The sequence below is a fragment of the Nocardiopsis sp. iso_40 genome (assembly GCF_056173285.1).
The window spans coordinates 4,790,619-4,816,155 of record NZ_CM149666.1 but is presented as its reverse complement, the minus strand read 5'-3'; the positions used below and the strand labels follow the sequence as shown (position 1 = coordinate 4,816,155).

The window sequence follows — 25,537 nt, the reverse complement described above, 5'->3', positions numbered from 1 at the left end:
CCACCATCCCCCGGAAAGGACGCCCCGATGCGTCAGCACACCCGGTCCACCTCCCTCAACGCCGCCCGCAGGGCCGCCGACCTCGCCGACCTGGAGGCACGTCCCGAGGTGGACGTCCTGGTGGTCGGCGGGGGAGTCACCGGGGCCGGAGTGGCCCTGGACGCCGCCTCGCGCGGCCTGTCCACCGTGCTCGTCGAACGCGAGGACCTGGCCTTCGGCACCAGCCGCTGGAGCTCGAAGCTGGTGCACGGCGGGCTGCGCTACCTCGCCAAGGGACAGGTCGGCATCGCCTACGAGAGCGCCCGCGAACGCGACGTCCTCATGCGCGTCACCGCGCCGCACCTGGTCCGGCCCGTGCCCATGGTGATCCCCGTCCACCGGGGCACCGGCCTGGCCCGGGCCCTCTTCGTCCGTGCCGGGACGGGTATGGGCGACCTCCTGAGGGTCCTGTCCGGAACCCCCGCCAACGTGCTCCCCGGACCCCGGATCCTCAACGCCCGCCAGACCGGGCGTCTGCTGCCCGCGGTCCGGACCGAGGGGCTGCTCGGGGGCATCCTGTCCTTCGACGGCCAGCTCGTCGACGACGCCCGCCTGGTCCTGGGGATCGCCCGCACCGCGGCCCGCGAGGGCGCCCGGATCATCACCCGCTGCTCCGCCGACAGCGTCAGCGCCGACGGGGCCGTCCTGCGCGACGAGACCGACGGCCGACTCCTCCCGGTGCGCCCGCGCGCCGTGGTCAACGCGACCGGGGTCCACGCCGACGCACTCGACCCACGGATCCGGCTGAGCCCCAGCCGAGGCACCCACCTGGTCCTGGACGGGGCGGCGCTCGGCAGCCCCAGGGCCGCGCTGACGGTTCCGCTGGACGGCAGCGTGAGCCGGTTCGTGTTCGCCCTCCCCCAACCCGACGGCCGGGTCTTCGCCGGGCTCACCGACGAGCCCGTGGACGGCCCCGCCGAACGGGTCCCCCGGGTGCCGCAGCGGGACGTCGACTTCCTTCTCGAACAGTTCAACCGGGCCCTGTCCACCGAGCTGACCAGGGAGGACGTCATCGGCTCCTTCGCGGGCCTGCGGCCGCTGCTGCACGGTGACGGAACGAGCGCCGACCTCTCCCGCGAACACTCCGTGTCGGTCGCGCCCAACGGCACGGTGACCGTGGTCGGCGGCAAGCTCACCACGTACCGGGCCATGGCGGAGGAGGCCGTGGACGCGTTGGTCCAAACGCACCGGCTGGCCGCGGGGCCCTGCCGCACCCGGGAGGTGCCGCTGGTGGGCGCGGCCCCGCACGGGGAGCTCGACGCGCTGGACGCGCCCCGCCACCTGGTGGCCAGGTACGGGACCGAGGCGGTCGACGTGGTCGCCGAAGCCGGGGGAGACCCCGCGCTGCTCACCCCCGTCGTCCGTGGCATCACCCCCGCGGAACTGCGTTTCGGGGTGCGCCACGAGGGCGCGCTGAACGTTGCCGACCTGCTGGAACGGCGGACTCGGATCGCCCTGGTCGACACGGACCGGGACCTGGCGGAGGCCGCGGCGAAGGAGGCCCTGGCCGCGGTGGACTAAGGACCCGGGAAGGAAGGTGGCCGGTGCCGGGCGGGGAGGACGCGGGACCGGCCACCGGGGCGGGGCCGCACGGCGCCCGAATAGGGGCTCACACGGTTGATTCGGGGAACTCGCCACACCGGCCTCCCCTGTTCCGCGACGATGTCATCGCGTAAGGTCATACCGGTTCGAGCCCTCTCGCCCCTCGGACACTCCCGCAGCCGCCCCCGTTTCCGGCTCGCCCGTCCACTGAGCCGCCCCGCCGAAGGAGTCAGCCATGCCCACGCTCGTTGCCGTGCCCGCCCTCACCAAGGCCGGGGACACCGTCCTCGAGAGGGTCCCGGACGAGTACCGGCACTACTTCAACGGCCGGGCGCCGGTCCCGTTCACCAAACGCCGCTGGGAGTTCGCCGGCGAACCGGTCAGCGTGCCGCTGGTCCGTGCCTTCCTGGAGACCTGTGCCGCCGGACGCGACTCCGACTACCAGTACGTCCTCACCCTGCTCGGGGCGGAACTCGCCACCAACGCGATCCGGCACAGCCGTTCGGGTGAGCCGGGTCAGACCTTCGTGCTCCGGGTGGACCGGGGGCCGAACGGGCTGACCGTCACCTGCCGCGACCAGGGGACCCCCGTGAACGCCCTCAGGGGCGAGGGCGGCCAGCTGTTCGCTTCGCCCCCCGAGGAGCGTCTGACCGCCGAGGACGGGCGCGGTCTGGCACTGATCGACAGCTTCGCCACCACCTGGGGGGACAACGGCCACCCGAGCATCCGCAAGGTGTGGTTCCACCTGGCCTACGACATGACCGGAAGCTCCTGGCCCGCGGCCTGAGGGCGCTCCGGGCACGGCCCGGGGCGCCGGGAACCCGCTCTTGCCACCGGTCGTGGCGCGTGCCACTATTTTCTACCTACGGGTAACTGTGGCGTAGATCACGGAACGGTGCGATTCCGTGCGCTTCCCGGAACCCTGCCGGGACGCGCTCCGGACGCCGCGGTCACTCCCACGTCGGCACCGTGCACCGAACGCGGTCCGCGCCTGCCCGGCCGTCCGCGCCGCCGCCTCCGGCGGCCCTTCCCCCAAGGTGCCCCATGGACTCCGCCCTCACGACGATCGGCCTCCCGATCGCCCTCGGCGTCATCATGTTCGGTCTCGGCCTGTCCCTGACCGTCAAGGACTTCACCCGCCTGTTCTCCATGCCCTGGACCATCGTCCTGATCCTGGGCTGCCAGATCATCCTGCTGCCGGCCTTCTGCTTCGGCCTGGTCCTGGTCTTCGTCAGGTACCTCGACCTCTCCCCGCTGCTGGCGGTGGGCATGATGCTGATGGCCGCCTCCCCGGGCGGCACCACCGCGAGCCTGTACAGCTACCTGTTCAGGGGCAACGTCGCGCTCAACATCTCGCTGACCGCGATCAACTCGCTCACCGCCCTGGTGACCCTGCCCCTGATCACCGGGTTCTCGCTCGGCTACTTCACCGAGGGCGGGTCCATCGGCCTGCAGACCGACAAGATGGTCCAGGTCTTCGCGGTCATCCTCGTGCCCGTGGCCGTCGGCATGTTCGTCCGGGCGAGGATGACGTCCTTCGCCGAACGCATGGAGCGGCCGGTCAAGCTCGGGTCCGTTCTCGTGCTCGTCGCGGTCATCGTCGGCGCCCTCGCCGCCGAGTGGGCCAACCTGCCGGGGTACATCGTCTCGGTCGGCCTCATGGTGCTCGTCTTCAACCTGGTCAGCCTCACCATCGGCTACTGGGCGCCCCGGCTGGTCGGGACCGGGCGCGGCGAGGCCATCTCCTCCTGCATGGAGATCGGCCTGCACAACACCACCCTGTCGCTCACCATCGCGGTGACCGTCCTCGACAGCACCGAGATCGCCGTCCCCTCCGCCGTCTACGGTGTGTTGATGTTCCTCACGGCCGCCGCGGCGGGCGCCCTGCTCACCCGCCGCAGGGCCCGGGAGGAGGCGGCCGGGCACGCCGGAGCCGAGGGCTGAGCCGCACGGTTCCCGCGGTCCCTTGTCGGTGCCCGGGTGCACACTGGCACCATGAACCGGATCCCGCCGCAGAACCTCTCCGAGCTCTGGCCCGCCGAGGGCCGCCCCGCGCCGCCCCGGGGCGGCACCGAGGCCGAGGTGCTCAGCGGCTACCTCGACTGGCACCGCAGGACCCTGGAGGCCAAGTGCGGGGGGCTCACCTCCGAACAGCTCTCCGCGAGATCCGTCGCCGCCTCCTCGCTCAGCCTGCACGGGCTGGTGCGGCACCTGGCCGGTGTCGAGCGCTGGTGGCTGCGGATCCAGTTCGCGGGGGAGGACCTTCCGCTGCTGTACTACTCCGACGAGGACCCCGACCAGGACTTCGATCGGCTGGACGGCGACCCCGCCGAGGCCCTCGCCGTCTGGCGGGCCGAGGTGGAACGGTCCCGGCAGATCGTCGCGGCGGCCGGCTCGCTGGACGAGGCGGGGACGGAGGCGCGTTCCGGTGAGCCCGTCGAACTGCGGGCCGTCCTGGTGAAGCTGATCGCCGAGTACGCCCGGCACAACGGTCACGCCGACCTGCTGAGGGAGAGCATCGACGGCGCCACCGGCCACTGAGCCGCACGTACGTCAGTCGTCCCCGTCCTCTCCGGTGAGGGCGTCCACGGCCACCGCGACGCTGACCACCAGCGCGGGGTCGCCGCCGAGATCCTGACGGTGGGTGTCGACGTCCACCGCGTAGGTGTCGCGCATCCGGAACCACTTGTGGGATACGACCGCGACGGTGCCCTGACCGTCGCTGATCGAGTACTCCTTGTCGAGGAAGCTCCCGGCGACCTCCCAGTCCGGGCCGTTCTCGAGCTCCACGTCGAGCTTGTCCCGGACGGGGGTGAAGAGCCGCTTGCGCACGGTCGCGGCGGTCCTGCCGCCGCGCTCGACACGCATCTGGTCGCGGAGCCTGAAGAGCTTCCTGCGGATCACCGTGAGGACCTCGCCCTCCGGGTTCTTGAGCTCGAAGGTGGTGCGCATCCGCAGCGCCTTGCCGTCCACCCAGAAGACCTCGGTGCCGTGTTCGTCGGTCACCCAGAAGTCGTCGCCGATGTCGAAAACGCGTTCGCGTACCAGGAACTTCATGCACCGACGCTAACGGAAGGCCCCGTGCGGCCACAGGAACCGCGGCCGGACCGGCCGGTCAGCCCCCGGCCGGGCCCGGGGCCTGTCCCCCGGCGGGCTCCGGCCCCGGGGAGAGGCCGCGCAGGGCGTCCACCAGCGGGGCGAGTTCGGGGGTCCGTGCGGCCTCGTCCAGGGCCAGGCGCAGCACCGTGTCGTGGGTGGGGCGTGCCCGGGCGAGGAGTTCCATCCCGGCGGGGGTGAGCTCGGTGTAGATGCCGCGCCGGTCGTCGGCGCACAGGACCCGGGTGAGCAGGCCCCGGTCCTCCAACCGGGTGACCAGGCGGGTGGTGGCGCTGTTGGACAGTGCCGCGGCGCGGGCGAGCTGGCGCATCCGCATGTGCCAGCCGTCCTGCCGGTTCAGGGCGTCCATGACGGTGTACTCCACCACGGAGATCCCGTGCTCCGCCTGCAGGGCGCGCTCCAGCGCGGTCTCGATCAGTCCGTGGACGGCGGCGAGCGTGCGCCATCCGTGCGCACGGATCTCTACGGCGTCGTCGGCGATCCCCATGGGCGCCCCATCTCCTCGTGGCTGCTCGCAGATCATCTTAGCTTGCGCATATAGAACGCGCGTGCAACTATTTCTGTTGCGCATGCAACTAGTGCGCGCGCAACTAATACCCTCTCCTGGAGTGCTCCTCATGCCGCTCGCGCTCTACGCCCTCGCCATCGGGGGCTTCGGTATCGGTCTCACCGAGTTCGTCATCATGGGGCTCCTGCCCGAGGTCGGTGCCGACTTCGGGGTCACCCCCACCGTCGCCGGACACCTCATCTCCGGCTACGCCCTCGCGGTGGCGGTCGGCGGCGTCGGCCTGACCGCACTGCTCAACAGGGTCGACCGCAAACACGCGCTGCTCCTGCTCATGGGCCTGTTCATCGCGGGCAACCTGACCTCCGCGCTCGCACCCGTCTACGAGGCCATGCTCGCCGGGCGCATCCTCGCGGCCCTGTGCCACGGAGCGTTCTTCGGGATCGGCGCGGTCCTGGCCGCCGACCTGGTCCCCGTGAACCGCAGGGCCGCCGCGATCTCGATCATGTTCACCGGCCTCACCACCGCCACCGTCCTCGGCGTGCCCTTCGGCACCTTCCTCGGCCAGGCCCTCGGCTGGCGCTCCACCTTCTGGGCCATCACCGCGATCGGTGTGCTCGCCTTCACCGGCATCACCGCCCTGGTCCCGGCCACCCACAGGCCCTCCGCGCGGGCCGGCACCGGTGGCGCCGCCCCGACAGCCTCCGCGCCCCGCCTACGCGCCGAACTCTCCGCCTTCCGCAGCACCCAGGTCTGGTTCTCCCTGGCCGCCACCGTCCTCGGCTTCGGCGGCATGTTCGGCGGGTTCACCTACATCGCCTTCACCCTCACCGAGGTCAGCGGGTTCCCCGCCACCGCCGTGCCGTGGCTGCTGGTGCTCTTCGGAGCGGGCCTTTTCGCGGGCAACCTCCTCGGCGGCCGCGCCGCCGACCGGAACCCGGGCCGGACACTCCTGGTGCTCTTCGCCCTGCTCACCCTGGTCCTGGCCGCCTTCGCCCTGGTCGCGCACCTCAGGTGGGCCGCTCTGGTGGCGCTGCTGGCCATGGGCTTCCTCGGCTTCGCGACCGTGCCCGGGCTCCAGATGCGCATCATGGGCTTCGCGGCCAAGGCTCCGACGCTGGCCTCGGGAGCCAACATCGCCGCGTTCAACCTCGGCAACGCCCTGGGGGCCTGGGCCGGCGGCCTCGGTTTGGCCGCCGGGCTGGGCTACACCTCGCCACTGTGGGCGGGTGCCCTGATCACCCTGGCGGGGCTGGCCGTGATCGCGGTGGCCGTGCGCCTGCGCGGGGGAGAGTACGCCCGTTCCGAACCGGTTCCGCAGGCAACCGGAACGCGTTGACCTCCCGTCCCGGGGCCGCCCCGGTCAGGTCGACGGGCGGCCCCCGCGCTGGGACAGCCAGATCGCGGACACCACCAGCGCACAACCCCCGAGTTGGCCGGGGGTCACCCGTTCGCCCAGGAAGACGGCGCCCATCGCCACCGCCAGGACCGGCGGCAGTACCAGGACCGCCGCGCCGGTGCTCGCGGCCAGCCGGGGCAGGGCCGAACCGATCAGCAGCCAGGTCAGTACCTGCCCGGTCAGCGCCAACAGCGCCAGCCACAGCCACGCCCGCGCGTCCTGGGAGGCCAGGTCGATCCCGCTCCACAGCGCGCCCAGCGCACCGGCCGCCAGCGCCGCGGTCGACGTGGAGACGCACACCGGGGTCACCGTGTGCCCGCGTCCGCCGCCGAGCCGGGACAGGAAGAGGTAACCGGCGTAGGCCGCCCCCGCCGCGCAGCCGTAGGCCAGTCCGAGCCACGGGCCGCCCCCGGAGTCCGGGACCGCGGTACCGCCCGGACCGGCGACCCCGGAGGCCAGGGCGAGACCGGCCAGCATCACCGGCACCGCGACCACGAACCTCAGCGGCGCCCGGTCGCCCAGGAACACCCACGCGAGCAGGGGGAAGACCACCACCTGGACGTTGAGCAGCACGGTCGCCATCCCCGCGCCCACCTGCTGGATGCTCGCCACCCAGAACACGTAGTCCACGCCCAGCAGCAGCCCCGCCGCGGCGTCCAGGCCCACCAGCCGCAGCGCCCGCGGGCCGACCCGGCGCAGTTCGGCCACGGCCATGGGGACCAGCACGAACAGCGCCAACGCGCACCTCAGGAAGGCCGCGGTGCCCGTGTTGGCCCCGGAGAGCTTGACGAACACACCCGTGGCCGAGGTGCAACCGGAACCGGCCACCGCCAGCACGACGGGGTTCGCCCGGTCCAGTACCGAGCCCTGCCGGGGCGTGCGCTCCGTGCCCGTACCCGCCATGGCCCCGTCCCCTCCGCGTCCGTCCACCAGGTGCACAGTCCAGCCTGACGACCCCGACCAGGAAATAAAAGCGATGTTTTGTCGTCAGTAATCGGTACTGTTTCTTATGTGTTCAGCATCGAACGACTGAGGGCGTTGGCCGCCGTACGGACCCACGGCTCCATCGCGCACGCGGCGAGAGCCCTGCACGTGACCCCCTCGGGGATGTCCCAGCAGCTCAACAAGCTGGAGCGGGAGGCGGGCCAGCGCCTGCTCGAACCGGCGGGCCGCACCGTGCGGCTCACCCACGCGGGCCGGGTCCTCGCCGGGCACGCCGACCGGGTGCTCGCCCAGGTCACGGAGGCGCAGGCGGACCTCGCCGACCTCGACCGCCAGATCCTCGGTCCGCTGCGCCTGGGCGGTGTGGGCAGCGCTGTGCGCACCCTGCTCCCGGGTGCGCTGTCCGTCCTGTTGGCCGCGCATCCGCGGCTGACCCCCACCGTGCGCGACGGGGAGGTCGTCTCGCTGCTACCGCCGCTCCTGCGCGGGGAACTGGACCTGATCCTGGCCGAGAGCTGGTCCAGCCGCCCGGTCGCGCTACCCGCCGGGGTCCGGACGGTGGAACTCCTGGACGAGAGGGTGTGCCTGGCGCTGCCCCCCGGCCATCCCCTCGGCGCCCGGGGGAGCGTGCGCATCGCCGAACTCGGCGGGGCAGCCACGGGCGACCCGGTCGGTCTGCCCTGGGCGAGCTGCCCCGCGGGCACCGAACCCTACGAGGCGATCCTCCAGGCCCTGCGGGCCCGGGGAGTGGAACCCGACATCAGGTACAGGCTCGCCGAGATCCCCTCCCAACTGGAACTGGTGGCCTCCGGCCTCGCCGTGGCGCTGGTTCCGGACCTCGGCCGGCGCACCGCTCCCGAGGGGGTCCGGTTCGTGCCCACCGACCCGCCGATCCGCAGGACCATCAGGGCGGTGTGGCGCGCGGACGCCGAAACCCCGGCGGTCCGCGCCTGTGTCACCGCCCTCACCGCCACACCATCCGCTCCAACCCCGCTCGCCACCGTGGCCCCACCCGCCACATCCGCGTACACCGAGCCCGCTCCCGCGGAACCGACCACACAAGGAATCATGTGAACACTCCCTGGCACCACCTGCCCATGGCCGCCTTCGACGTCGAGACCACCGGCCTTGACGTGGAGAGCGACCGGATCATCACCGCGGCCCTGTGGCGCATCGACCCCGCGCACGGGACCAAGGAGGTCACCACCTGGTTCGCCGACCCCGGGATCGAGATCCCGGCCGAGGCCGCCGAGATCCACGGCATCACCACCGAACAGGCCCGTGCCCAGGGCCGCCCAGCCGTGGACGTGGTCACCGAGATCGCCGCGGCGCTGGACGCCGTCACCGCCGAGGGGCTGCCCGTGGTGGTCTACAACGCGCCCTACGACCTCACCCTCCTGGACCGCGAACTCGCGCTGCACCGCCCGGGTACCCCCCTGGCCGCGCAGCCCCTGGTGGTGGACCCGCTGGTCCTGGACAAACAGGTAGACACGTTCCGCCGGGGCTCCCGCAAACTGGTCGACGTCTGCGCCCACTACGAGGTCCCCCTGCCCCGGGAGGAGGCTCACGGGGCGGCCGCCGACGCCCTGGCCTCGGCCCGGCTCGCCTGGCGGATCGCCGCGGCCAACCCCGAAATCGCGCAGATGTCCGCCGCGGACCTGCACGCCGCCCAGGTCAAGTGGAAGGCCGAACAGGCCGCCAGCTTCCAGGAGTACCTGCGCCGCAGGAACCCCGAAGCGGTGGTCGACGGTTCCTGGCCGCTGGTACCCGCCGCCACCTGACCCCGGCCGCCCGGGCCCCGCAGCGCTTCCGGCCGGGGCCGAGAGGCGGTGGGGCCGACCGGGGCGGTCCGGGCGCGAAGGAACCGAGGCGCAGGCGGCGGAGCGCAGGAGGGGGAGGGGCACACGAAAGACGGGAACACCCGAAGGTGTTCCCGTCTTTGCTGTGCCCCCTGGAGGATTCGAACCTCCGCACCCGGCTCCGGAGGCCGGTGCTCTATCCCCTGAGCTAAGGGGGCGCGCTGCTGCGTGAACAACTGTAGCAGGGGTTCCGGGATGCTCGTGCACCCTTTTGCGGCACGCGCGGGCAGACCCCGGCCGATACCGGATTCCAGTGGTGCCGCCGCGCCCCGCGGCGGTAGTGTCACGGGCGTGAACGCCCTTCCCGTACGGGTTCTCGTCGTCGAGGACGACGAGGTGATCCGCGAACTGATCCGCCTCAACCTCGAACTTGAGGGGTTCGAGGTGTTCACCGCCATGGACGGCCAGGACTGCTTGGAGCGGGTCGGGCACATCGCCCCCGACGTCATCACCATGGACGTGATGATGCCCAGACTCGACGGCTGGACCACGGTCGAACGCCTCCGCTCCGACGGCTACGACCGCCGCATCATCATGGTCACCGCCCGCGCGCAGGCGGACGACCGCAGACGCGGGGAGCGGATCGGCGTCGACGACTACCTGACCAAGCCCTTCGACCCCGACGAACTGGTCGACCTCATCCGGGCCCTGCACGGGAAGGGTGACGGCGGAATCGGGGGAGCGGCGTGACCCCACGGAGGCTGGAGGCGGTCGTCCGCCGCGCCGCCGTGCGAGCCTTCGGCCTCGCTGAGGCCGACGTCCCCTTCGTCTGGCCGCGCTGCGACCACGCCGTGGAGGGCTCCGACGCAGCCGTCGCCCTGGCCCCGCGCCTGGTCGGCCGGGTCCGCGGCGAACTGCCCAGGGACGCGGAGGGCACCCACCGGGCCGTGGTCTGCGGGCGAATCGTCGCCCAGATCAGCGCGATGGCACAGGAGGGCGAGCCCGACGCCGGGTTCGCCCGGATCGTTTCGGACGAGCGCGGCTTCGCCCACTTCACCCTCACCTGCGAACAGCGCCGCGGCCTTCTGCGCGCCGCGGCCGACGGCCCCCGCTTCCTCACCGGCCGGGACTGGACGGGAACGGGGGAGTGGCCACGCTCCGAGCTGCACGAGGCGGGCCCCCTCGCCCAGGCCCGCCGCTACGCCCGCGCCGACGCCCGGGCCCGGATCGCCATGGCCGCGGGTGGACCGGCCCCGCCTCCGGGCCCCGTCGGCGAGGTCTCCTGGCGCGACCGCTACCTGGACACCGACCGCGCCGGGCTGTTCACCCCCGCCGGCCGTCTGCTCGGCAGGGTCGGTGAGGACAGTGCCCGTGTCGCCTTCTGCCGCTCGGTCCCCGAACACCCCAAGGAGAACGAGACCACCGGCCGCGGCCTGCCCGTGCTGCCCTCCGCGGAGAACCCCGGGGCCTGGTCCCGGCTCACCGACGCCAACCCCGCCTTCCGGTTGCGCTACGCCCACGCCCACGCCCTGAGCAGTCTCCGGTGGGCGGACCGGGGCACCGCCGCCGAACCGGGCGGGTGCCCTCACACGCACGGGGCCGGGGTGCGCGGACTCCTCTTCGACGGCCCCAGTGTCCTGGACACCGCTGCCCGCCGAGAGGAACCCCATATCCTGGTCAGATACCTGGAGGCGCTGACCAGTGCCTACGATGAGTGGCGGACGGCTTCCACTGCCGGGGCCGGACCGGCGTCGGAAGCGGAACCGACGCGGGCCGCCCCCGACCCGGCGCTGCCCGCCGCCGTCGCCGGTGTGCTCCGCACCGGCCTCTTCCTGCTCGGGGTGTCAGCGCCCACAAGGCTGTAGACGCCCCGCTGTCGCGGACCCGTTGGACGATCCCAATCCCCGTGTTCCGATCGTCTTGGTGGACAATGGAGGCGGGCGCGCCCCGCGGGCCGGTCGGCGCCGTCGGCGCGGACCCCGTGCCGCCGACCGTCCGTCTCCACAGCAGAGCCACGACACAGCACAGCCAGACGTACCGAAGTCCCAGCCGAAAGACCGTCATGAGCCGCTACGCCCACCCCGCCGGATCCCGCCACGCGGAGGTCCTGCCGGAGGAAAACCCGCCGCTGCCGCCCGAGGACCTCAACACTCTGGACCCGCGGGTCTGGCCCGCCACCGCGCACCGTTCGGACGGTGAGGTCACCATCGGCGGTGTCGGCGTGCGCGCCCTCGCCGCCGAGTACGGTACGCCGCTCTTCGTCATGGACGAGGAGGACTTCCGGACCCGCGCCCGCGACTACTCCACCGCCTTCGCCGACGCCGACGTCTACTACGCGGGCAAGGCCCTGCTGACCAAGGCCGTCGCCCGCTGGGTCGTCGAGGAGGGGCTCAAGCTCGACGTGTGCTCCGGCGGTGAGCTGGCCGTGGCCCTGGCAGCCGGGGTCCCCACGGACCGCGTCGCCATGCACGGCAACAACAAGTCGGTCGCCGAGCTGCGCAGTGCCGTCGAGGCCGGGGTCGGGCGGATCATCCTGGACTCCCTCGACGAGATCGACCGCCTGGAGTCGGTGGCCGCCGAGTACGGCGCCCGCCCCAAGGTGCTCATCCGGGTCACCACCGGCGTGGAGGCGCACACCCACGAGTTCGTCGCCACCGCGCACGACGACCAGAAGTTCGGCTTCGCGCTGAGCACGGGCGCGGCCGCCGAGGCGGTCCGCCGCGTCCTCGCAGCCGGACACCTGGACCTGGTCGGCCTGCACTCGCACATCGGCTCGCAGATCTTCGACACCTCGGGCTTCGAGGTCGCCGCCCGGCGGGTCACCCGGTTCCTCACCCGGATCCACGAGGAACTCGACGTCACCCTCGCCGAACTCGACCTCGGCGGCGGCCTGGGCATCGCCTACACCTCCGGTGACGACCCGCTCGACCCCAAGACCATCGCCGCCAGCCTCACCGCCATCGTGCGCCGCGAGTGCCAGGAAGCGGGTCTGCCCGTGCCGCGTATCGCGGTGGAGCCCGGACGCGCCGTCGCCGGCCCCGCCGGGGTCACCGTCTACGAGGTCGGCACCGTCAAGGACGTCGAGGGCATCCGCACCTACGTCAGCGTCGACGGCGGTATGAGCGACAACATCCGCACCGCCCTGTACGGCTCCGAGTACACCAGCCAGCTGGTGTCCCGGGAGAGCGACGCCGAGCCGATGCTCTCCCGTCTGGTCGGCAAGCACTGCGAGAGCGGTGACATCATCGTGCACGACCTCTACCTGCCCGCCGACCTGCGGCCGGGCGACCTGGTGGCGGTCGCCGCCACCGGCGCCTACTGCTACTCCATGGCGAGTAACTACAACCACCTGCCCCGCCCCGCCATGGTGGCGGTCAGGGACGCGAGCGCACGGGTGATCGTGCGCAGGGAGAACGAGGAGGACCTCCTCCGCCTCGACGTAGGCTGAACCGTCCGCCCCGCGGGTGCCGCACCGGTGCCCGGCAAGGTCGGACACGAGAGAAGTGGGAGTCACGCCCAAATGGCGATGAAGGTGGCGCTGCTCGGATGCGGCGTTGTGGGTTCGGAAGTCGTCCGCCTGGTCAACGAGCAGTCCGAGGAACTGGCCGCGCGGATCGGCACGCCGATCGAGATCGGCGGCATCGCGGTCCGCCGGCTGGACCGCGACCGCGGTGTCGACCCGGCGCTGCTGACCACCGACGCCACGGCGCTGGTCACCCGCCCGGACATCGACGTCGTGGTGGAGGTCATCGGCGGGATCGAACCGGCCCGTTCGCTGATGCTCGCCGCGATCAAGGCGGGCAAGTCCGTGGTGACGGCCAACAAGGCCCTGCTCGCGGAGGACGGACAGACACTCCAGGCCGCGGCCCGCGACGCCGGGGTCGACCTGTACTACGAGGCGTCCGTGGCGGGTGCGATCCCGCTGCTGCGCCCGCTGCGCGACTCCCTCGCCGGGGACAGGGTCAACCGGGTCCTGGGCATCGTCAACGGCACCACGAACTACGTCCTGGACCGGATGGACTCCCTCGGGGCCGGGTTCTCCGAGTCCCTGGAGGAGGCCCAGACCCTCGGGTACGCCGAGGCCGACCCGACCGCCGACGTCGAGGGCTTCGACGCCGCGGCCAAGGCCGCGATCCTGGCCCGGCTGGCCTTCCACACCCAGCGGGTCACCGCGGCCGACGTCCACCGCGAGGGGATCACGGGGGTCTCGGCCGCCGACATCGCCAGCGCCCGGGCGATGGGCTGTGTCGTCAAGCTCCTGGCGATCTGTCAGCGCTCGCAGGACGGCGACTCGGTGGGCGTGCGCGTCCACCCGGTGATGCTGCCGGTCGAGCACCCGCTGGCCAGCGTCAAGGAGGCCTACAACGCGGTGTTCGTCGAGGCGGAGTCCGCCGGGCGCCTCATGTTCTACGGCGCCGGCGCGGGGGGCACCCCCACGGCCAGCGCGGTCCTGGGCGACATGGTGGCCGTGGCCCGCAACCGCCTCGCCGACACCTCGGTGGGCGAGGGCGGCCACGACACCGGTCTGCCGGTGCACGACATGGGCAGGACCATCACCAGCTACCACGTGTCGTTGGACGTGGCCGACCGGCCCGGTGTGCTCTCCAAGGTCGCCGAGATCTTCGCCGACCACGGGGTGTCCATCAAGAACGTGCGCCAGGAGGGCACGGGGGACGACGCCCAGCTCGTGCTGGTCAGCCACCCCGCACCCGACGCCGCGCTCAGCAGTACCGTCGAGGAGCTCAGCCGGCACCCGATGGTCCGCGAGGTGGCCAGCGTGATGCGGGTGGAGACCTTCCAGGAGTAGCCGGACCACGCGGGGTCCGTGTCCTGACACGGACCCCGGAGTCCATATAGTGAGAAAGATGTGCCCGGGATGCAAGACGACTCGGGCAGGGTCGTAGACTCGTAGCTGGTGGGGACGGAACGCCTTCGCGACGCCCCACCCGCATCCATCGCGCGTCAAGCGAAACCGAATCCACCCGAAAGGGACACCGTCGTGAGCATGGCACGGGCGTGGCGAGGCATCGTCGAGGAGTACCGCGACCGCCTTCCCGTCAACGAGAACACCCCCGTCGTCACCCTCCAGGAGGGCGGCACCCCCCTGCTGCCTGCCACGCGCGTATCCGAGCTCACGGGCTGCGAGGTCTTCCTCAAGGTCGAGGGCCTCAACCCCACCGGTTCGTTCAAGGACCGCGGGATGACCATGGCCATCACCAAGGCCGCCGAGGACGGCGCCAAGGCGGTCATCTGCGCCTCGACCGGCAACACCAGCGCCAGCGCCGCCGCCTACGCCATCCGTGCGGGCATGACCTGCGCCGTGCTGGTGCCCCAGGGCAAGATCGCGATGGGCAAGCTCGCCCAGGCCCTCGTGCACGGCGCCCGGCTGCTCCAGGTCGACGGCAACTTCGACGACTGCCTCGAACTGGCGCGCAAGCTCAGCGTCGACTACCCGGTCGCCTTGGTGAACTCGGTCAACCCCTACCGTCTCCAGGGACAGAAGACCGCGGCCTTCGAGATCGTGGACGCCCTCGGCGACGCGCCGGACATCCACTGCATCCCGGTCGGCAACGCCGGCAACATCACCGCCTACTGGATGGGCTACACCGAGTACGCCCGGGACGGGGTCTCCACCAGGGCCCCCAGGATGCTCGGCTTCCAGGCCAGTGGTTCGGCACCCATCGTCAACGGCGCACCGGTCACCAGCCCCAGCACCATCGCCACCGCGATCCGCATCGGCAACCCGGCCTCCTGGAAGCTCGCCGAGCAGGCCCGGGACGAGTCCGGCGGCCTCATCGACAAGGTCACCGACCGCCAGATCATGGCCGCCTACAAGCTCCTCGCCGCCGAGGAGGGCGTGTTCGTCGAACTCGCCTCCGCCGCGAGCGTGGCGGGACTCCTCCAGGCCGTCGAGGCCGGGCAGGTCCCCAAGGGCAGCCGGATCGTGTGCACCGTGACCGGAAACGGCCTCAAGGACCCCGACTGGGCGCTGGCCGGAGCCTCCTCCGCCACCACCGTCCCCGTCGACGCCCAGGCCGCCGCCAAGGCCCTCGACCTCGCCTAGCCGCCCTCCGGGACGATCCCGCCCCCCAGCGGCGGGACCGGCGACGAGACCGCCTCCGGTGGCAGGACCATCGCCTGTATGGAGCACATCGTGACCTCACCTCGCCCCGACCGGGTGTCCGTCCGGGCCCCGGCCACCAGCGCCAACCTCGGACCGGGCTTCGACGCCCTCGGGTTGGCCGTCCAGCTGTACAACGAGTTCGACGCCGCGGTCCGCGACGACGGCGAACTCCGCATCCGGGTCGAGGGGGAGGGCGCGGGCGAGGTACCGCTCGACCGGCGCCACCTGGTCGTCCGGGCCATGGCCGAGGCCTTCGACCGGGCCGGTGAGAAGCTGCCCGGCCTGGACCTGCGCTGCGTCAACCGCATCCCGCACGCCCGGGGCCTGGGCTCGTCCTCCTCCGCGATCGTCGGCGGGGTCGCCGCGGCCGCGGCCCTGCTGGGCCGTACCGGGCCCGACGGCGGCCCGGACCGGGACTGGATCTACCAGGTCGCCGCGGACATCGAGGGCCACCCGGACAACGTGGCCCCCTGCGTCCACGGCGGGTACACCGTCGCCTACCGGGACGGCGGCTCCTGGGGCGTCGCCCGGCTCACCCCGGACCAGCGGGTCCTGCCCGTGCTGTGCGTACCGGGGTGGCGGCTGTCCACCGAACGCGCCCGCGGGCTCCTTCCCGAGACCGTCTCCCACGCCGACGCGGCCTTCAACACCGGCCGCGCCGCGCTGATGACGGCGGCCGTTTGTGGCCAACCCGGATCCCTGTACGCGGCCACCGAGGATCGGCTACACGAGGCGTACCGGGCCCCGGCCATGCCCCGCACCCTCAAGCTCATCGGTGACCTGCGCGAACACGAGAAACTCCCGGCCGTCGTCTCCGGTGCGGGCCCCACCGTGCTCGTGCTGTGCTCGGTGGCGGTGGGGGCGGCTACGGAGGATTCGCCGGAAATCACCCGACAGGTTGATTCGATCCGTCAGCGGGCGGGTAATGATTGGGACGTACGCCCCCTGCACATCGAGCCGGCGGGGGTGCGGACCCCATCTCCCCATCCGTAGCATCTGTGTCGAGGAATAGCCGTGGCCTCTGGTGATGTTAGGCTGGGTGAAGCACCAGATGCCCCGTTGCGGGGCGTGTGCTCATCCGCCACAACGGCTTCCGCATCCCATACTCCGGCGGTCCGATCTCTCGACCTGTCGGAAGCGGTGGCCAAAGTGTCGAGTCCGCGGTTTCACCGCGACTGTGCCCACGTCTGCGAAGTCCGCTCCTCCTCGGATGAGCGTGTCACCACGGTTGACGGGCATCACCTCCGAGCCATCCGCCCCGACGTCTGGCTGTACCCAGAGCCCGCCGCGATTGGGTAGGGGACCGTTTTCGCCGGTTTCCGACATCCACGTGGGGCACGCCCTACCCGGCCCCTGCCGGTTCGCACCACCGGGCCGGCCGCTCAAGCAAACCGCTGACGGCCGAAGCCCGCTCCTTGGGAAGGACCCTTAGTGAGCGACACCACCGAACTCCGAACGGACGCGGCGGTCGACAGCAAGAAGAGCGCTGACGCCTCCTCGGAGGCCGGCGAAGCCGCGACTGCCCCACGGTCCCGCGCGGCCTCGCGCGGTACCGGGCTCGCCGCCCAGAAGCTCCCCGAGCTCCAGAAGCTCGCGTCGAGCATGGGTATCACCGGCACGGGGCGCATGCGCAAGAGCGATGTGATCGCTGCGATCGAGGCCAAGCAGGGCGGCCCGGTAGGCCCGGTCAGCAGCCCTGGGAAGGCCAAATCAGCAAAGAAAGCCGACACCGCTCCCAAGGCCGGTAAGGTCGAGGCAACTGACGGCCCGGCCGAAGCCCAGTCTCCCGCCAAGTCGGGCACGGACGAGGCCCCGCGCAAAAGCGCGGGTGAGCGGTCGTCGGACCAGGCCGTGACCGAGACCCAGGGTGGGAAGGGTGACAAGCCCTCCCGTAACCGCCGCTCGTCCCGCAGGCGCGGCGACGAGTCCGGTGAACAGCCCCGCTCGGACGGCACCGACTCCTCAACCTCCGCGAGCAGCGTGACCAAGACATCCAGCACCCCCCAGAAGAACGGCCCCGACTCCGAGGACCGTGACACCAGGTCCGGGCAGGGTCGCGAGCGCCAGCGCAACCGTCGCAACCGCAACCGCGGCGGTGACGACCAGAACTCGAACAACAACTCCGATCGCCAGCAGGGCGGCGGCCAGAACCAGGGCCGCGGCAACAACAACAACGACGACGACGACTTCGGTGGTGGCCGCAGGCGGGGACGCCGCCGGGACCGCCGGGACCGCCGTGGCGGACGCGGCGGCGGCCAGGAACAGGAACCGGTGATCGGTGAGGACGACGTCCTGCTGCCGGTCGCGGGCATCCTGGACATCCTGGACAACTACGCCTTCGTCCGCACCACCGGTTACCTGCCCGGACAGAGCGACGTCTACGTCTCTCTGGCCCAGGTGCGCAAGCACGGTCTGCGCAAGGGCGACCACATCGTCGGTGCGGTCCGCCAGCCCCGTGACGGTGAGCGGCGCGAGAAGTTCAACGCGCTGGTGCGCCTGGACTCGGTCAACGGCATGTCGCCGGACCAGGCCCGGGGGCGCCAGGAGTTCTCCAAGCTCGTCCCGCTCTACCCGCAGGAGCGCCTGCGCCTGGAGACCGAGCCGAACATCCTCACCACGCGCATCATAGATCTCGTCGCGCCCATCGGTAAGGGCCAGCGCGGTCTCATCGTCTCGCCCCCCAAGGCGGGCAAGACGATGGTGATGCAGGCGGTCGCCAACGCGATCACCGAGAACAACCCCGAGTGCTACCTGATGGTGATCCTGGTCGACGAGCGACCGGAAGAAGTCACCGACATGCAGCGCACGGTCAAGGGTGAGGTCATCCACTCGACCTTCGACCGCCCGGCCGAGGACCACACGGTCGTCGCCGACCTGGCGATCGAGCGCGCCAAGCGCCTCGTGGAGATGGGCATGGACGTGGTCGTCCTGCTCGACTCCATCACCCGCCTGGGCCGCGCCTACAACCTGGCCGCGCCCGCCAGCGGACGCATCATGTCCGGTGGTGTGGACTCCACCGCCCTCTACCCGCCGAAGCGCTTCTTCGGTGCGGCCCGCAACATCGAGGGCGGCGGCTCGCTGACCATCCTGGCCACCGCACTGGTCGAGACGGGTTCGCGCGCCGACGAGGTGATCTTCGAGGAGTTCAAGGGCACCGGCAACATGGAGCTCAAGCTCAACCGGTCCCTCGCGGACAAGCGGATCTTCCCGGCCGTGGACGTGGACGCCTCCAGCACCCGTAAGGAGGAGATCCTGATGTCGCCGGAGGAGCTGAACGTCGTCTGGAAGCTCCGCCGGGTGCTGCACGCCCTCGACACCCAGCAGGCCATCGAGCTGCTCCTGGACAAGATGAAGGAGTCCAAGAGCAACGCCGAGTTCCTGATGCAGATCCAGAAGACCACGGTGGGACCCGAGCGCTAGGGCCCCGCCCGGCAGGGCGCGTGTCCGCGGGGCGCGCGTCGGCCGTGGCCCGCCGCACACGGGCCACGTGGGCCGCGGGAACGAAGTGAGGGCACCCTCCCCGCCCGGGGAGGGTGCCCTCACCCGTTCCGGGACGAGGCCCGCAGGCCTCGCCGTACCCTCCCGGGAGGCGGGTGGGACGGGTCCGGGAATAGGTACTGGTCCCGGCATGGTTGTGGGTCTGGCAAACTGGTATCAGGGAACGGCCGTCCTCCCGCCCGGGAGAGCACGCCGCCCTCTTACCTGGATCGCCGCGGCACCGGTTCGCGCATGGTCAACGAACACCGCCCCACCCCCGACGGTGGTGCGGTCGTCATGCGTCCGGCGGTCGCGCCCTGAGAAGGAGAACACACATGCAGGCCGACATTCACCCCACGTACGTCCCGACCGAGGTGACCTGCACCTGCGGGGCCAAGTTCGTCACCCGGAGCACGAACCCCGAGGGCCGGGTGCGCGCCGACGTGTGCTCCGAGTGCCACCCGTTCTACACCGGTAAGCAGAAGATCCTCGACACCGGTGGCCGGGTCGCCCGCTTCGAGAAGCGCTTCGGCAAGCGCAAGTAGCGCTGCCCTTCGTCCGGCGGCGCCGCCTCCCTTCCGGGGCGGTCGGCGCCGCCGGGCCAGGCCCCCTTGAGCTGGGGAGACGAACAGGGCGAGCGAACAGACGGGAACGTGGGAAAGTGAAGCTGGACGACCTTCTTGGGGAGTACTACGAGCTGGAACAACAGCTCGCCGACCCCGAGGTGCATGCCAACCAGGCCAAGGCGCGCACGCTGGGCAAGCGTTACTCACAGCTCACCCCGATCATCGAGGCCTACCGCCAGCTCAAAGAGGTCGAGAACGACATCGACGCCGCGCGTGAGCTCGCCGTCGAGGACTCCTCCTTCGCGGAGGAGGCCGACCGGCTGACCGAGGAGGCCGAGCAGCTCACCGAGCGCCTGCGCGTCCTGCTGGTCCCGCGCGACCCCGCCGACGACAAGAACCTCATCATGGAGGTCAAGGCCGGCGAGGGCGGCGAGGAGTCCGCCCTGTTCGCGAGCGACCTCGTCCGCATGTACCTGCGCTACGCCGAGCGCCAGGGGTGGAAGACCGAGGTCATCGACGCCACCCACTCGGATCTGGGCGGCTACAAGGACATCACGATCGCCTTCAAGAACAAGGGCACCCCCGAACCCGGCGCGGGCGTGTGGCCCATGCTCAAGTTCGAGGGCGGTGTCCACCGGGTGCAGCGCGTTCCGGTCACCGAGTCCCAGGGCCGCATCCACACCTCCGCCGCCGGGGTCCTCGTGGTCCCCGAGGCCGAGGACATCGAGGTCGTCATCAACGACAACGACCTGCGGATCGACGTCTACCGCTCCTCCGGCCCCGGCGGTCAGAGCGTCAACACCACCGACTCAGCGGTCCGCATCACACACGTGCCGACCGGCATCGTGGCCTCCTGCCAGAACGAGAAGAGCCAGCTCCAGAACAAGGAGCAGGCCATGCGCATCCTGCGTTCCCGCCTCTACGCCGAGGCCCAGGCCAGCGCGGACGCCGAGGCCTCCGCCGAGCGCAGGAGCCAGGTCCGCACCGTGGACCGTTCCGAGCGCGTGCGCACCTACAATTTCCCGGAGAACCGCATCTCCGACCACAGGGTCGGCTACAAGGCCTACAACCTCGACCAGGTCCTCGACGGGGAACTGGACGGTGTGGTCAAGGCCCTGGTGGACGCGGACACCAAGGAAAGGCTCGAAGCCGCTCAGTCGTAAAGGGATCCCGGGCCTGAAGGTCCGGGTTTTCAGCCCGCGTGGTTGGAGGCCGCCTTTACCAGACCCAGCCATCACCTTTGAGGAGGTGACCTCGATGGCTACGTTCCGCACAGGACAGCAGACCCACCAGGCCGTGCTTCCTCAGCGGCCTGCTCTGGAATCCGTGCCAGCAGACTCTCCCCGGATCGGGAACGAAACGGGGCACGGACACCGCCACCAGGCGGTACCCGGTGTGGAACATGGTCGAGGGGAGATCACCAGTACCTCACCTGGTGTCGGTGGCGTCACCCCCAACCCTGTTGGGGAGCAGGGCCGTGAGGCCCACACCAAAAAGAGCGACCCCTACGTTTTCGTCCTGGACAAGAACCACATCCCCCTGCAGCCGTGCCCACCTGCCCGGGCCCGCAAGCTGTTGACCAAAGGGCGTGCGGTGGTGGCCCGACACACCCCCTTCACGGTCCGCCTCACCGACCGCACCGTAGAGGAGTCCGAGGTCGACGGTGTTCAGGTCGGGGTCGACCCCGGATCCAAGCACACCGGTATCGCTGTGTTCACCCACCAAGCGGGTGAGCGTCGGGGCCGGTATGCCCTGCAGCTCGACCACCGGGGCGCCCAGATCCGCAAGAAGATGCAACAACGTGCGGGGTACCGGCGGCGGCGCCGGAGCGCGAACCTGCGCCACCGCGCCCCACGCTTTCTCAACCGGGCCCGCCCCCAGGGGTGGTTGGCTCCCTCGCTGCGGCACCGGGTGCGCACGACCCTCGCCTGGGTGGAGCGGCTGTGTCGGTGGGCGCCGGTCAAGGCGGTACACGTGGAGCGGGTCGCCTTCGACACCCACGCCCTGTCCGCTGGCAAACCGTTGGAGGGCGCGGATTACCAGCAGGGCACCCTGGCCGGGTACGAGGTATGCGAGTACCTGCTGGCCAAGTTCGACCGGGCCTGCGTGTACTGCGGGGCCATGAACGTGCCCCTCAACCTCGACCACGTGTATCCCCGCTCGCGGGGCGGGTCCGACCGGGTGTCCAACCTGGTGCTGGCGTGCGTGCCCTGCAACCAGACCAAGGACAACCAGCCCGTGGAGGAGTTCGCTCCCAAAGCCGCCGCGCGCATCCTGGCGCAGGCGCAGGCGCCGCTGCGTGATGCGGCCGCTGTACAGTCCACCCGGTGGGCGCTCTGGCAAGAACTCGATCAGCGCCTGCCCACCCATGTGGCCTCGGGCGGGCGCACCAAGTTCAACCGCACCCGCAACCACCTGCCCAAAACCCACACCCTGGACGCCCTGGCCGTCGGCAAGGCCGAGGCCATCACCCAGACTGTGGCCCGGGTACTGGTCGCCGGGTGTGCGGGCCGTGGCCGGTACGCGCGCGCTACACCGGACCGGCACGGGTTCCCTCGGCTGTCTCTGCCCCGCACCAAGGGGTTCTACGGGTTCTCCACCGGCGACCTGGTTCGCGCCGTCGTGCCCAAGGGCAAGAAGGCGGGCACGCACACCGGGCGGGTCGCGGTACGCGCCTCGGGGAAATTCAACATCACTACCACCCAGGGCACCGTCCAGGGCATTGGCCACAAGCACGTGCGATTGCTCCAGCGAGCGGACGGCTACGCCTACACCTGGAAGGGGGAGGGCGTCTTCTCCCGGTCCTGAAGGACCGGGTTTCCACGCCCAGCAAACCGATGAACTTCCTGCTCGACGAGGTCGCCCGCGCCACGCTGCGGCTCGCGGAGGCTGGCGTGGCCTCACCCCGTACGGACGCCGAGGAACTCGCGGCGTTCGTGCACGGTGTCCGTCGAGGGGAAATCCACGCCGTCGCCGACGCCGACTTCGACGCGCGTTACTGGGAGTGCGTCTCCCGCCGTGAGGCGCGCGAGCCCCTCCAGCACATCACCGGGCGCGCCTACTTCCGCTACCTGGAACTCCAGGTGGGTCCGGGTGTCTTCGTCCCCAGGCCGGAGACCGAGATCATGGTCGACTGGGCGATCGAGACCCTGCGCGCCATGGACGTGGCCGACCCCCTCGTGGTCGACCTCGGCACCGGCTCCGGCGCCATCGCGATCTCCATCGCCCAGGAGGTCCCGCGCTCGCGGGTGCACACCGTCGAGATCGACCCCGGGGCCCTGAAGTGGGCCCGCCGCAACATCGACGCCAGCGGGCACGCCGACCGCGTCACCTCCCACCAGGGCGACATGCGCACCGCCCTGCCCGAACTGAACGGCCGCGTCGACCTGCTCATCAGCAACCCGCCCTACGTCCCCACCGACGAGGCGGGCGTGATCCCGCCCGAGGTGCGCGACTACGATCCGGCGCCCGCGCTGTGGTCGGGCGAGGACGGCCTGGACATGATCCGCGCCCTGGAGGGGGTCGGCCGCAGGCTGCTCCGCCCCGGCGGCGCCATGGCCGTGGAGCACCACGACGGTCAGGGCATCGACATCCCCTGGCTGTTCCCCGAGGACAGGGGTTGGCGCGACGTCCTCAACCGCAAGGACATGGCCAGGCGCGACCGCTTCGTGGTCATGCGCCGGGCCGAGGACGAGGGTTAGCGCCGTCCGCCCCCGCCCCAACCCCAGCGCCGGACCGACACCCCGTCCGGCCGACCCGCACGAGATTGAGGTGAACGCAGGTGAGCCGCATCTACGACTGCGCGGACGAGACCGCCCGCAAGGACGGGATCGCCGACGCCGCGTCCGCGGTACGCCGAGGCGATCTTGTGGTGCTGCCCACGGACACCGTGTACGGCATCGGCACCGACGCCTTCAGCCCGAAGGCCGTGGCCAACCTCCTGGAGACCAAGGGGCGGGGCCGGGACATGCCGCCACCGGTCCTGGTGGGATCGATCCGGGCCGCCACCGCGCTCATCGACGACCTGGGCAACCACGGCCGCGACCTGATGGAGGAGTTCTGGCCCGGACCGCTCACCCTGGTGTGCACCGCCACCCCCAGCCTGTCCTGGGACCTGGGTGACACCAAGGGCACCGTGGCCGTGCGGATGCCCATGGACCCGGTGGCCCTCGAACTCCTCAAGGAGACCGGGCCGATGGCGGTGAGCAGCGCCAACAAGTCCGGACAGCCCGCAGCGGCCACCGCGGGGGAGGCGATCGAGCAGCTCGGGGACGAGGACGTCGCGGTCTACCTCGACGGCGGCGAGAGCGAGAGCCCGGTGGCCTCCACCATCGTCGACCTCACCTACGCGGTCCCGCGGGTGCTGCGCTCCGGAGCGATCTCCATCGAGCGGTTGCGCGCGGTCTGCGGCACCGTGATCGGGGAGCTGCGCAAGGGCCGCGCCAAGCCCAGGAAGGCCGAGGACGAGGACGCCGGGGCCGCTGACGGCCCCGGAACCGCGGAGGCCGCCCAGGCGGGTGCGGTGGAGTCCGGGGCCGCCGAGTCCGGGGACGTGAAGACCGGGGGCACCGGCACCGACGCGACCGGGCCCGGTACCGCGGAGGCGGAACGGGCCGGTACCGAACCGGAGGCCGACGGGCCCGAGGGCACAGACCGCTCCAAGAGCTAGAGGGGTCAGGCCGTGCGGGAGTACGCGCTCACCTTCGTCATCGCGGCAGCGGTGACCTACCTGCTCGTCCCGTTGGTGCGCCGACTGGCCATCGCCTTCGGTGCCGCACCCCCGGTGCGCGACCGCGACGTGCACACCGAACCGATTCCCCGGCTGGGCGGTCTGGCGATCTACGGCGGGTTCGCGGCGGCGCTGCTGATCTCGGCGCAGCTGCCGCACCTGCAGAACGTGTTCGTCGCCAAAACCTGGATCGGCCTGCTGCTGGCGGGCGGCCTCATCACGGCCATCGGCGTCGTCGACGACCGGTGGGGGATGGACGCCCTGAGCAAACTGGCCGGTCAGGTGGCCGCGGCGGGCATCCTGGTCTCGCAGGGCGTGCAGCTGCTGTGGCTGCCGCTGCCCGGAACCCAGCTGTCCCTGGGGCCCTGGCTGGGAGCGATGGTCTCGATCCTGCTCATCGTGGTGACCATCAACGCGGTCAACTTCGCGGACGGCCTGGACGGCCTCGCCGCGGGCATCGTCGGCATCTCGTCCCTGGCCTTCTTCGCGTACTACTACGTGGTCGCGGTCGAGCAGGGTTTCGTCCGCCAGTCCTACCCCGCGATGATCGCCATCATCCTGGCCGGGACCTGCGTGGGCTTCCTCTTCCACAACTTCCACCCGGCCCGGGTCTTCATGGGCGACACCGGGTCGATGCTCCTGGGGCTGCTGCTGACCTCGATCACCATCACGGTGACCGGCCAGTTCGACGCCAACACCGCCCGGGAGGAGTTCAACTCCTCCGGTCTGGTGGTCTTCCTGCCGATCGCGCTGCCCCTGCTGGTGATCGCGCTGCCGCTGTCCGACCTGGTCCTGGCGGTCCTGCGCCGGACCCTGGCCGGGAAGTCGCCCTTCGCCCCCGACCGGGGCCACCTCCACCACCGCCTTCTCGACATGGGGCACACCCACACACGCGCGGTGCTGCTGATGTACCTGTGGGCCGGGATCGTCGCCTTCGCCGCGGTTGCGCTGTCCATCTTCGACTCCGCGTTCATCGTTCTGACGGTCACGCTGCTGGTGGCCACCTGTGCGGTCGGTCTCATCGCCCTACCGCGACTCCGCCGTCGCGGACTGTTGCCCCGGGGCCGGAACAGGGCGGCGGGGAAGAAGGCGGATCACCATCCGTCAACCGATGGATAAATGCCTGGTCACGTTCGGGGCGGAGGTCCCCTCCGGGATGCTGAATGTGCACTGGTGCGAAGGTCGGGGCAAATGTGGTCAAGGTGACACAAGGTCCGAAGGCGCCCGGGAACGGGTCTTTCGTGAGGCGTTAAGGTCGCGTTAAGGAACCCCTGGATTTGGCACCAAAAACCTTGTGA

The 25,537-nt window shown here is 71.2% G+C and carries 23 protein-coding genes and 1 tRNA gene; 20 read left to right on the top strand and 4 right to left on the bottom strand.

The window, feature by feature from the left end; genetic code table 11:
• Positions 1–27: 27 nt before the first annotated feature.
• From AC0VYD_RS20890 to AC0VYD_RS20875, 4 genes are all read left to right on the top strand, one after another.
• Positions 28–1,560 carry a glycerol-3-phosphate dehydrogenase/oxidase gene (locus AC0VYD_RS20890; RefSeq protein WP_475477128.1) on the top strand — a complete coding sequence of 511 codons (1,533 nt, stop codon included), beginning with the start codon at positions 28–30 and terminating at the stop codon, positions 1,558–1,560.
• A 256-nt stretch (positions 1,561–1,816) separates the two neighbouring features.
• Entirely contained in the window at positions 1,817–2,368 is a 552-nt protein-coding gene (locus tag AC0VYD_RS20885; protein ID WP_475477127.1) for an ATP-binding protein, read from the top strand.
• 257 nt (positions 2,369–2,625) lie between these two features.
• Entirely contained in the window at positions 2,626–3,525 is a 900-nt protein-coding gene (locus AC0VYD_RS20880; protein ID WP_475477126.1) for a bile acid:sodium symporter family protein, read from the top strand.
• A gap of 51 nt (positions 3,526–3,576) precedes the next feature.
• A complete protein-coding gene (locus AC0VYD_RS20875; protein WP_475480328.1) occupies positions 3,577–4,122 on the top strand; it encodes a DinB family protein in 546 nt (181 codons plus the stop codon).
• Positions 4,123–4,134: 12 nt separating this feature from the next.
• On the opposite strand, the gene AC0VYD_RS20870 is transcribed toward AC0VYD_RS20875, so the two are convergent.
• Positions 4,135–4,638, bottom strand: coding sequence for an LURP-one-related/scramblase family protein (locus AC0VYD_RS20870; RefSeq protein ID WP_475477125.1), 504 nt, complete (start codon positions 4,636–4,638; stop codon positions 4,135–4,137).
• A gap of 58 nt (positions 4,639–4,696) precedes the next feature.
• Positions 4,697–5,185 carry a MarR family winged helix-turn-helix transcriptional regulator gene (locus AC0VYD_RS20865; RefSeq protein WP_475477124.1) on the bottom strand — a complete coding sequence of 163 codons (489 nt, stop codon included), beginning with the start codon at positions 5,183–5,185 and terminating at the stop codon, positions 4,697–4,699.
• A 130-nt stretch (positions 5,186–5,315) separates the two neighbouring features.
• Between AC0VYD_RS20865 and AC0VYD_RS20860 the strand changes: the two genes are divergently transcribed.
• Positions 5,316–6,542: an MFS transporter gene (locus tag AC0VYD_RS20860; protein WP_475477123.1), complete on the top strand. Its 1,227-nt coding sequence runs from the start codon at positions 5,316–5,318 to the stop codon at positions 6,540–6,542.
• 24 nt (positions 6,543–6,566) lie between these two features.
• Here AC0VYD_RS20860 and AC0VYD_RS20855 read toward each other — a convergent pair whose 3' ends face one another.
• On the bottom strand, positions 6,567–7,532 hold the full coding sequence (locus AC0VYD_RS20855; protein WP_475477122.1) for a DMT family transporter: 966 nt from the start codon (positions 7,530–7,532) through the stop codon (positions 6,567–6,569).
• A gap of 81 nt (positions 7,533–7,613) precedes the next feature.
• On the opposite strand from AC0VYD_RS20855, the gene AC0VYD_RS20850 reads away from it, so the two are divergent.
• Together AC0VYD_RS20850 and AC0VYD_RS20845 are read left to right on the top strand one after the other, a co-directional pair.
• A complete protein-coding gene (locus AC0VYD_RS20850; RefSeq protein ID WP_475477121.1) occupies positions 7,614–8,618 on the top strand; it encodes a LysR family transcriptional regulator in 1,005 nt (334 codons plus the stop codon).
• Complete coding sequence (locus AC0VYD_RS20845; protein ID WP_475477120.1) at positions 8,615–9,325, top strand: exonuclease domain-containing protein; 711 nt, start codon at positions 8,615–8,617, stop codon at positions 9,323–9,325. Before AC0VYD_RS20850 ends, AC0VYD_RS20845 begins: the two co-directional genes overlap by 4 nt.
• A 164-nt stretch (positions 9,326–9,489) precedes the next feature.
• On the opposite strand, the gene AC0VYD_RS20840 is transcribed toward AC0VYD_RS20845, so the two are convergent.
• Positions 9,490–9,561: transfer RNA gene (locus AC0VYD_RS20840), tRNA-Arg, on the bottom strand.
• Between the two features lie 133 nt (positions 9,562–9,694).
• Here AC0VYD_RS20840 and AC0VYD_RS20835 point away from each other — a divergent pair.
• The 13 genes from AC0VYD_RS20835 (at position 9,695) to AC0VYD_RS20775 (ending at position 25,358) form a co-directional block, all read left to right on the top strand.
• Positions 9,695–10,093 carry a response regulator transcription factor gene (locus AC0VYD_RS20835; RefSeq protein WP_191274470.1) on the top strand — a complete coding sequence of 133 codons (399 nt, stop codon included), beginning with the start codon at positions 9,695–9,697 and terminating at the stop codon, positions 10,091–10,093.
• Entirely contained in the window at positions 10,090–11,208 is a 1,119-nt protein-coding gene (locus tag AC0VYD_RS20830; protein WP_475477119.1) for a DALR anticodon-binding domain-containing protein, read from the top strand. The genes AC0VYD_RS20835 and AC0VYD_RS20830 overlap by 4 nt, the downstream gene beginning before the upstream one ends.
• 197 nt (positions 11,209–11,405) lie before the next feature.
• Positions 11,406–12,791: a diaminopimelate decarboxylase gene (lysA, locus tag AC0VYD_RS20825; protein ID WP_475477118.1), complete on the top strand. Its 1,386-nt coding sequence runs from the start codon at positions 11,406–11,408 to the stop codon at positions 12,789–12,791.
• A 72-nt stretch (positions 12,792–12,863) separates the two neighbouring features.
• Entirely contained in the window at positions 12,864–14,150 is a 1,287-nt protein-coding gene (locus AC0VYD_RS20820; RefSeq protein WP_191274477.1) for a homoserine dehydrogenase, read from the top strand.
• Positions 14,151–14,348: 198 nt separating this feature from the next.
• Positions 14,349–15,407, top strand: coding sequence for a threonine synthase (thrC, locus tag AC0VYD_RS20815; RefSeq protein WP_475480327.1), 1,059 nt, complete (start codon positions 14,349–14,351; stop codon positions 15,405–15,407).
• A 114-nt stretch (positions 15,408–15,521) separates the two neighbouring features.
• Positions 15,522–16,460, top strand: coding sequence for a homoserine kinase (thrB, locus tag AC0VYD_RS20810; RefSeq protein WP_475480326.1), 939 nt, complete (start codon positions 15,522–15,524; stop codon positions 16,458–16,460).
• A gap of 438 nt (positions 16,461–16,898) precedes the next feature.
• Positions 16,899–18,887, top strand: coding sequence for a transcription termination factor Rho (gene rho, locus AC0VYD_RS20805; protein WP_475477117.1), 1,989 nt, complete (start codon positions 16,899–16,901; stop codon positions 18,885–18,887).
• Positions 18,888–19,279: 392 nt separating this feature from the next.
• Positions 19,280–19,489 carry a 50S ribosomal protein L31 gene (gene rpmE / locus AC0VYD_RS20800; RefSeq protein ID WP_191274491.1) on the top strand — a complete coding sequence of 70 codons (210 nt, stop codon included), beginning with the start codon at positions 19,280–19,282 and terminating at the stop codon, positions 19,487–19,489.
• Positions 19,490–19,605: 116 nt separating this feature from the next.
• Positions 19,606–20,673, top strand: coding sequence for a peptide chain release factor 1 (gene prfA / locus AC0VYD_RS20795; RefSeq protein ID WP_452547343.1), 1,068 nt, complete (start codon positions 19,606–19,608; stop codon positions 20,671–20,673).
• Positions 20,674–21,028: 355 nt separating this feature from the next.
• Positions 21,029–22,318 (top strand): RNA-guided endonuclease IscB, encoded by a 1,290-nt coding sequence (gene iscB, locus AC0VYD_RS20790; protein ID WP_475480325.1) that lies wholly within the window; start codon positions 21,029–21,031, stop codon positions 22,316–22,318.
• A gap of 29 nt (positions 22,319–22,347) precedes the next feature.
• Positions 22,348–23,211, top strand: coding sequence for a peptide chain release factor N(5)-glutamine methyltransferase (gene prmC / locus AC0VYD_RS20785; RefSeq protein WP_475477116.1), 864 nt, complete (start codon positions 22,348–22,350; stop codon positions 23,209–23,211).
• A gap of 80 nt (positions 23,212–23,291) precedes the next feature.
• Entirely contained in the window at positions 23,292–24,179 is an 888-nt protein-coding gene (locus AC0VYD_RS20780) for an L-threonylcarbamoyladenylate synthase (RefSeq protein WP_475477115.1), read from the top strand.
• A 12-nt stretch (positions 24,180–24,191) separates the two neighbouring features.
• Positions 24,192–25,358, top strand: coding sequence for an MraY family glycosyltransferase (locus tag AC0VYD_RS20775; protein ID WP_475477114.1), 1,167 nt, complete (start codon positions 24,192–24,194; stop codon positions 25,356–25,358).
• The last annotated feature ends 179 nt before the right edge of the window (positions 25,359–25,537 follow it).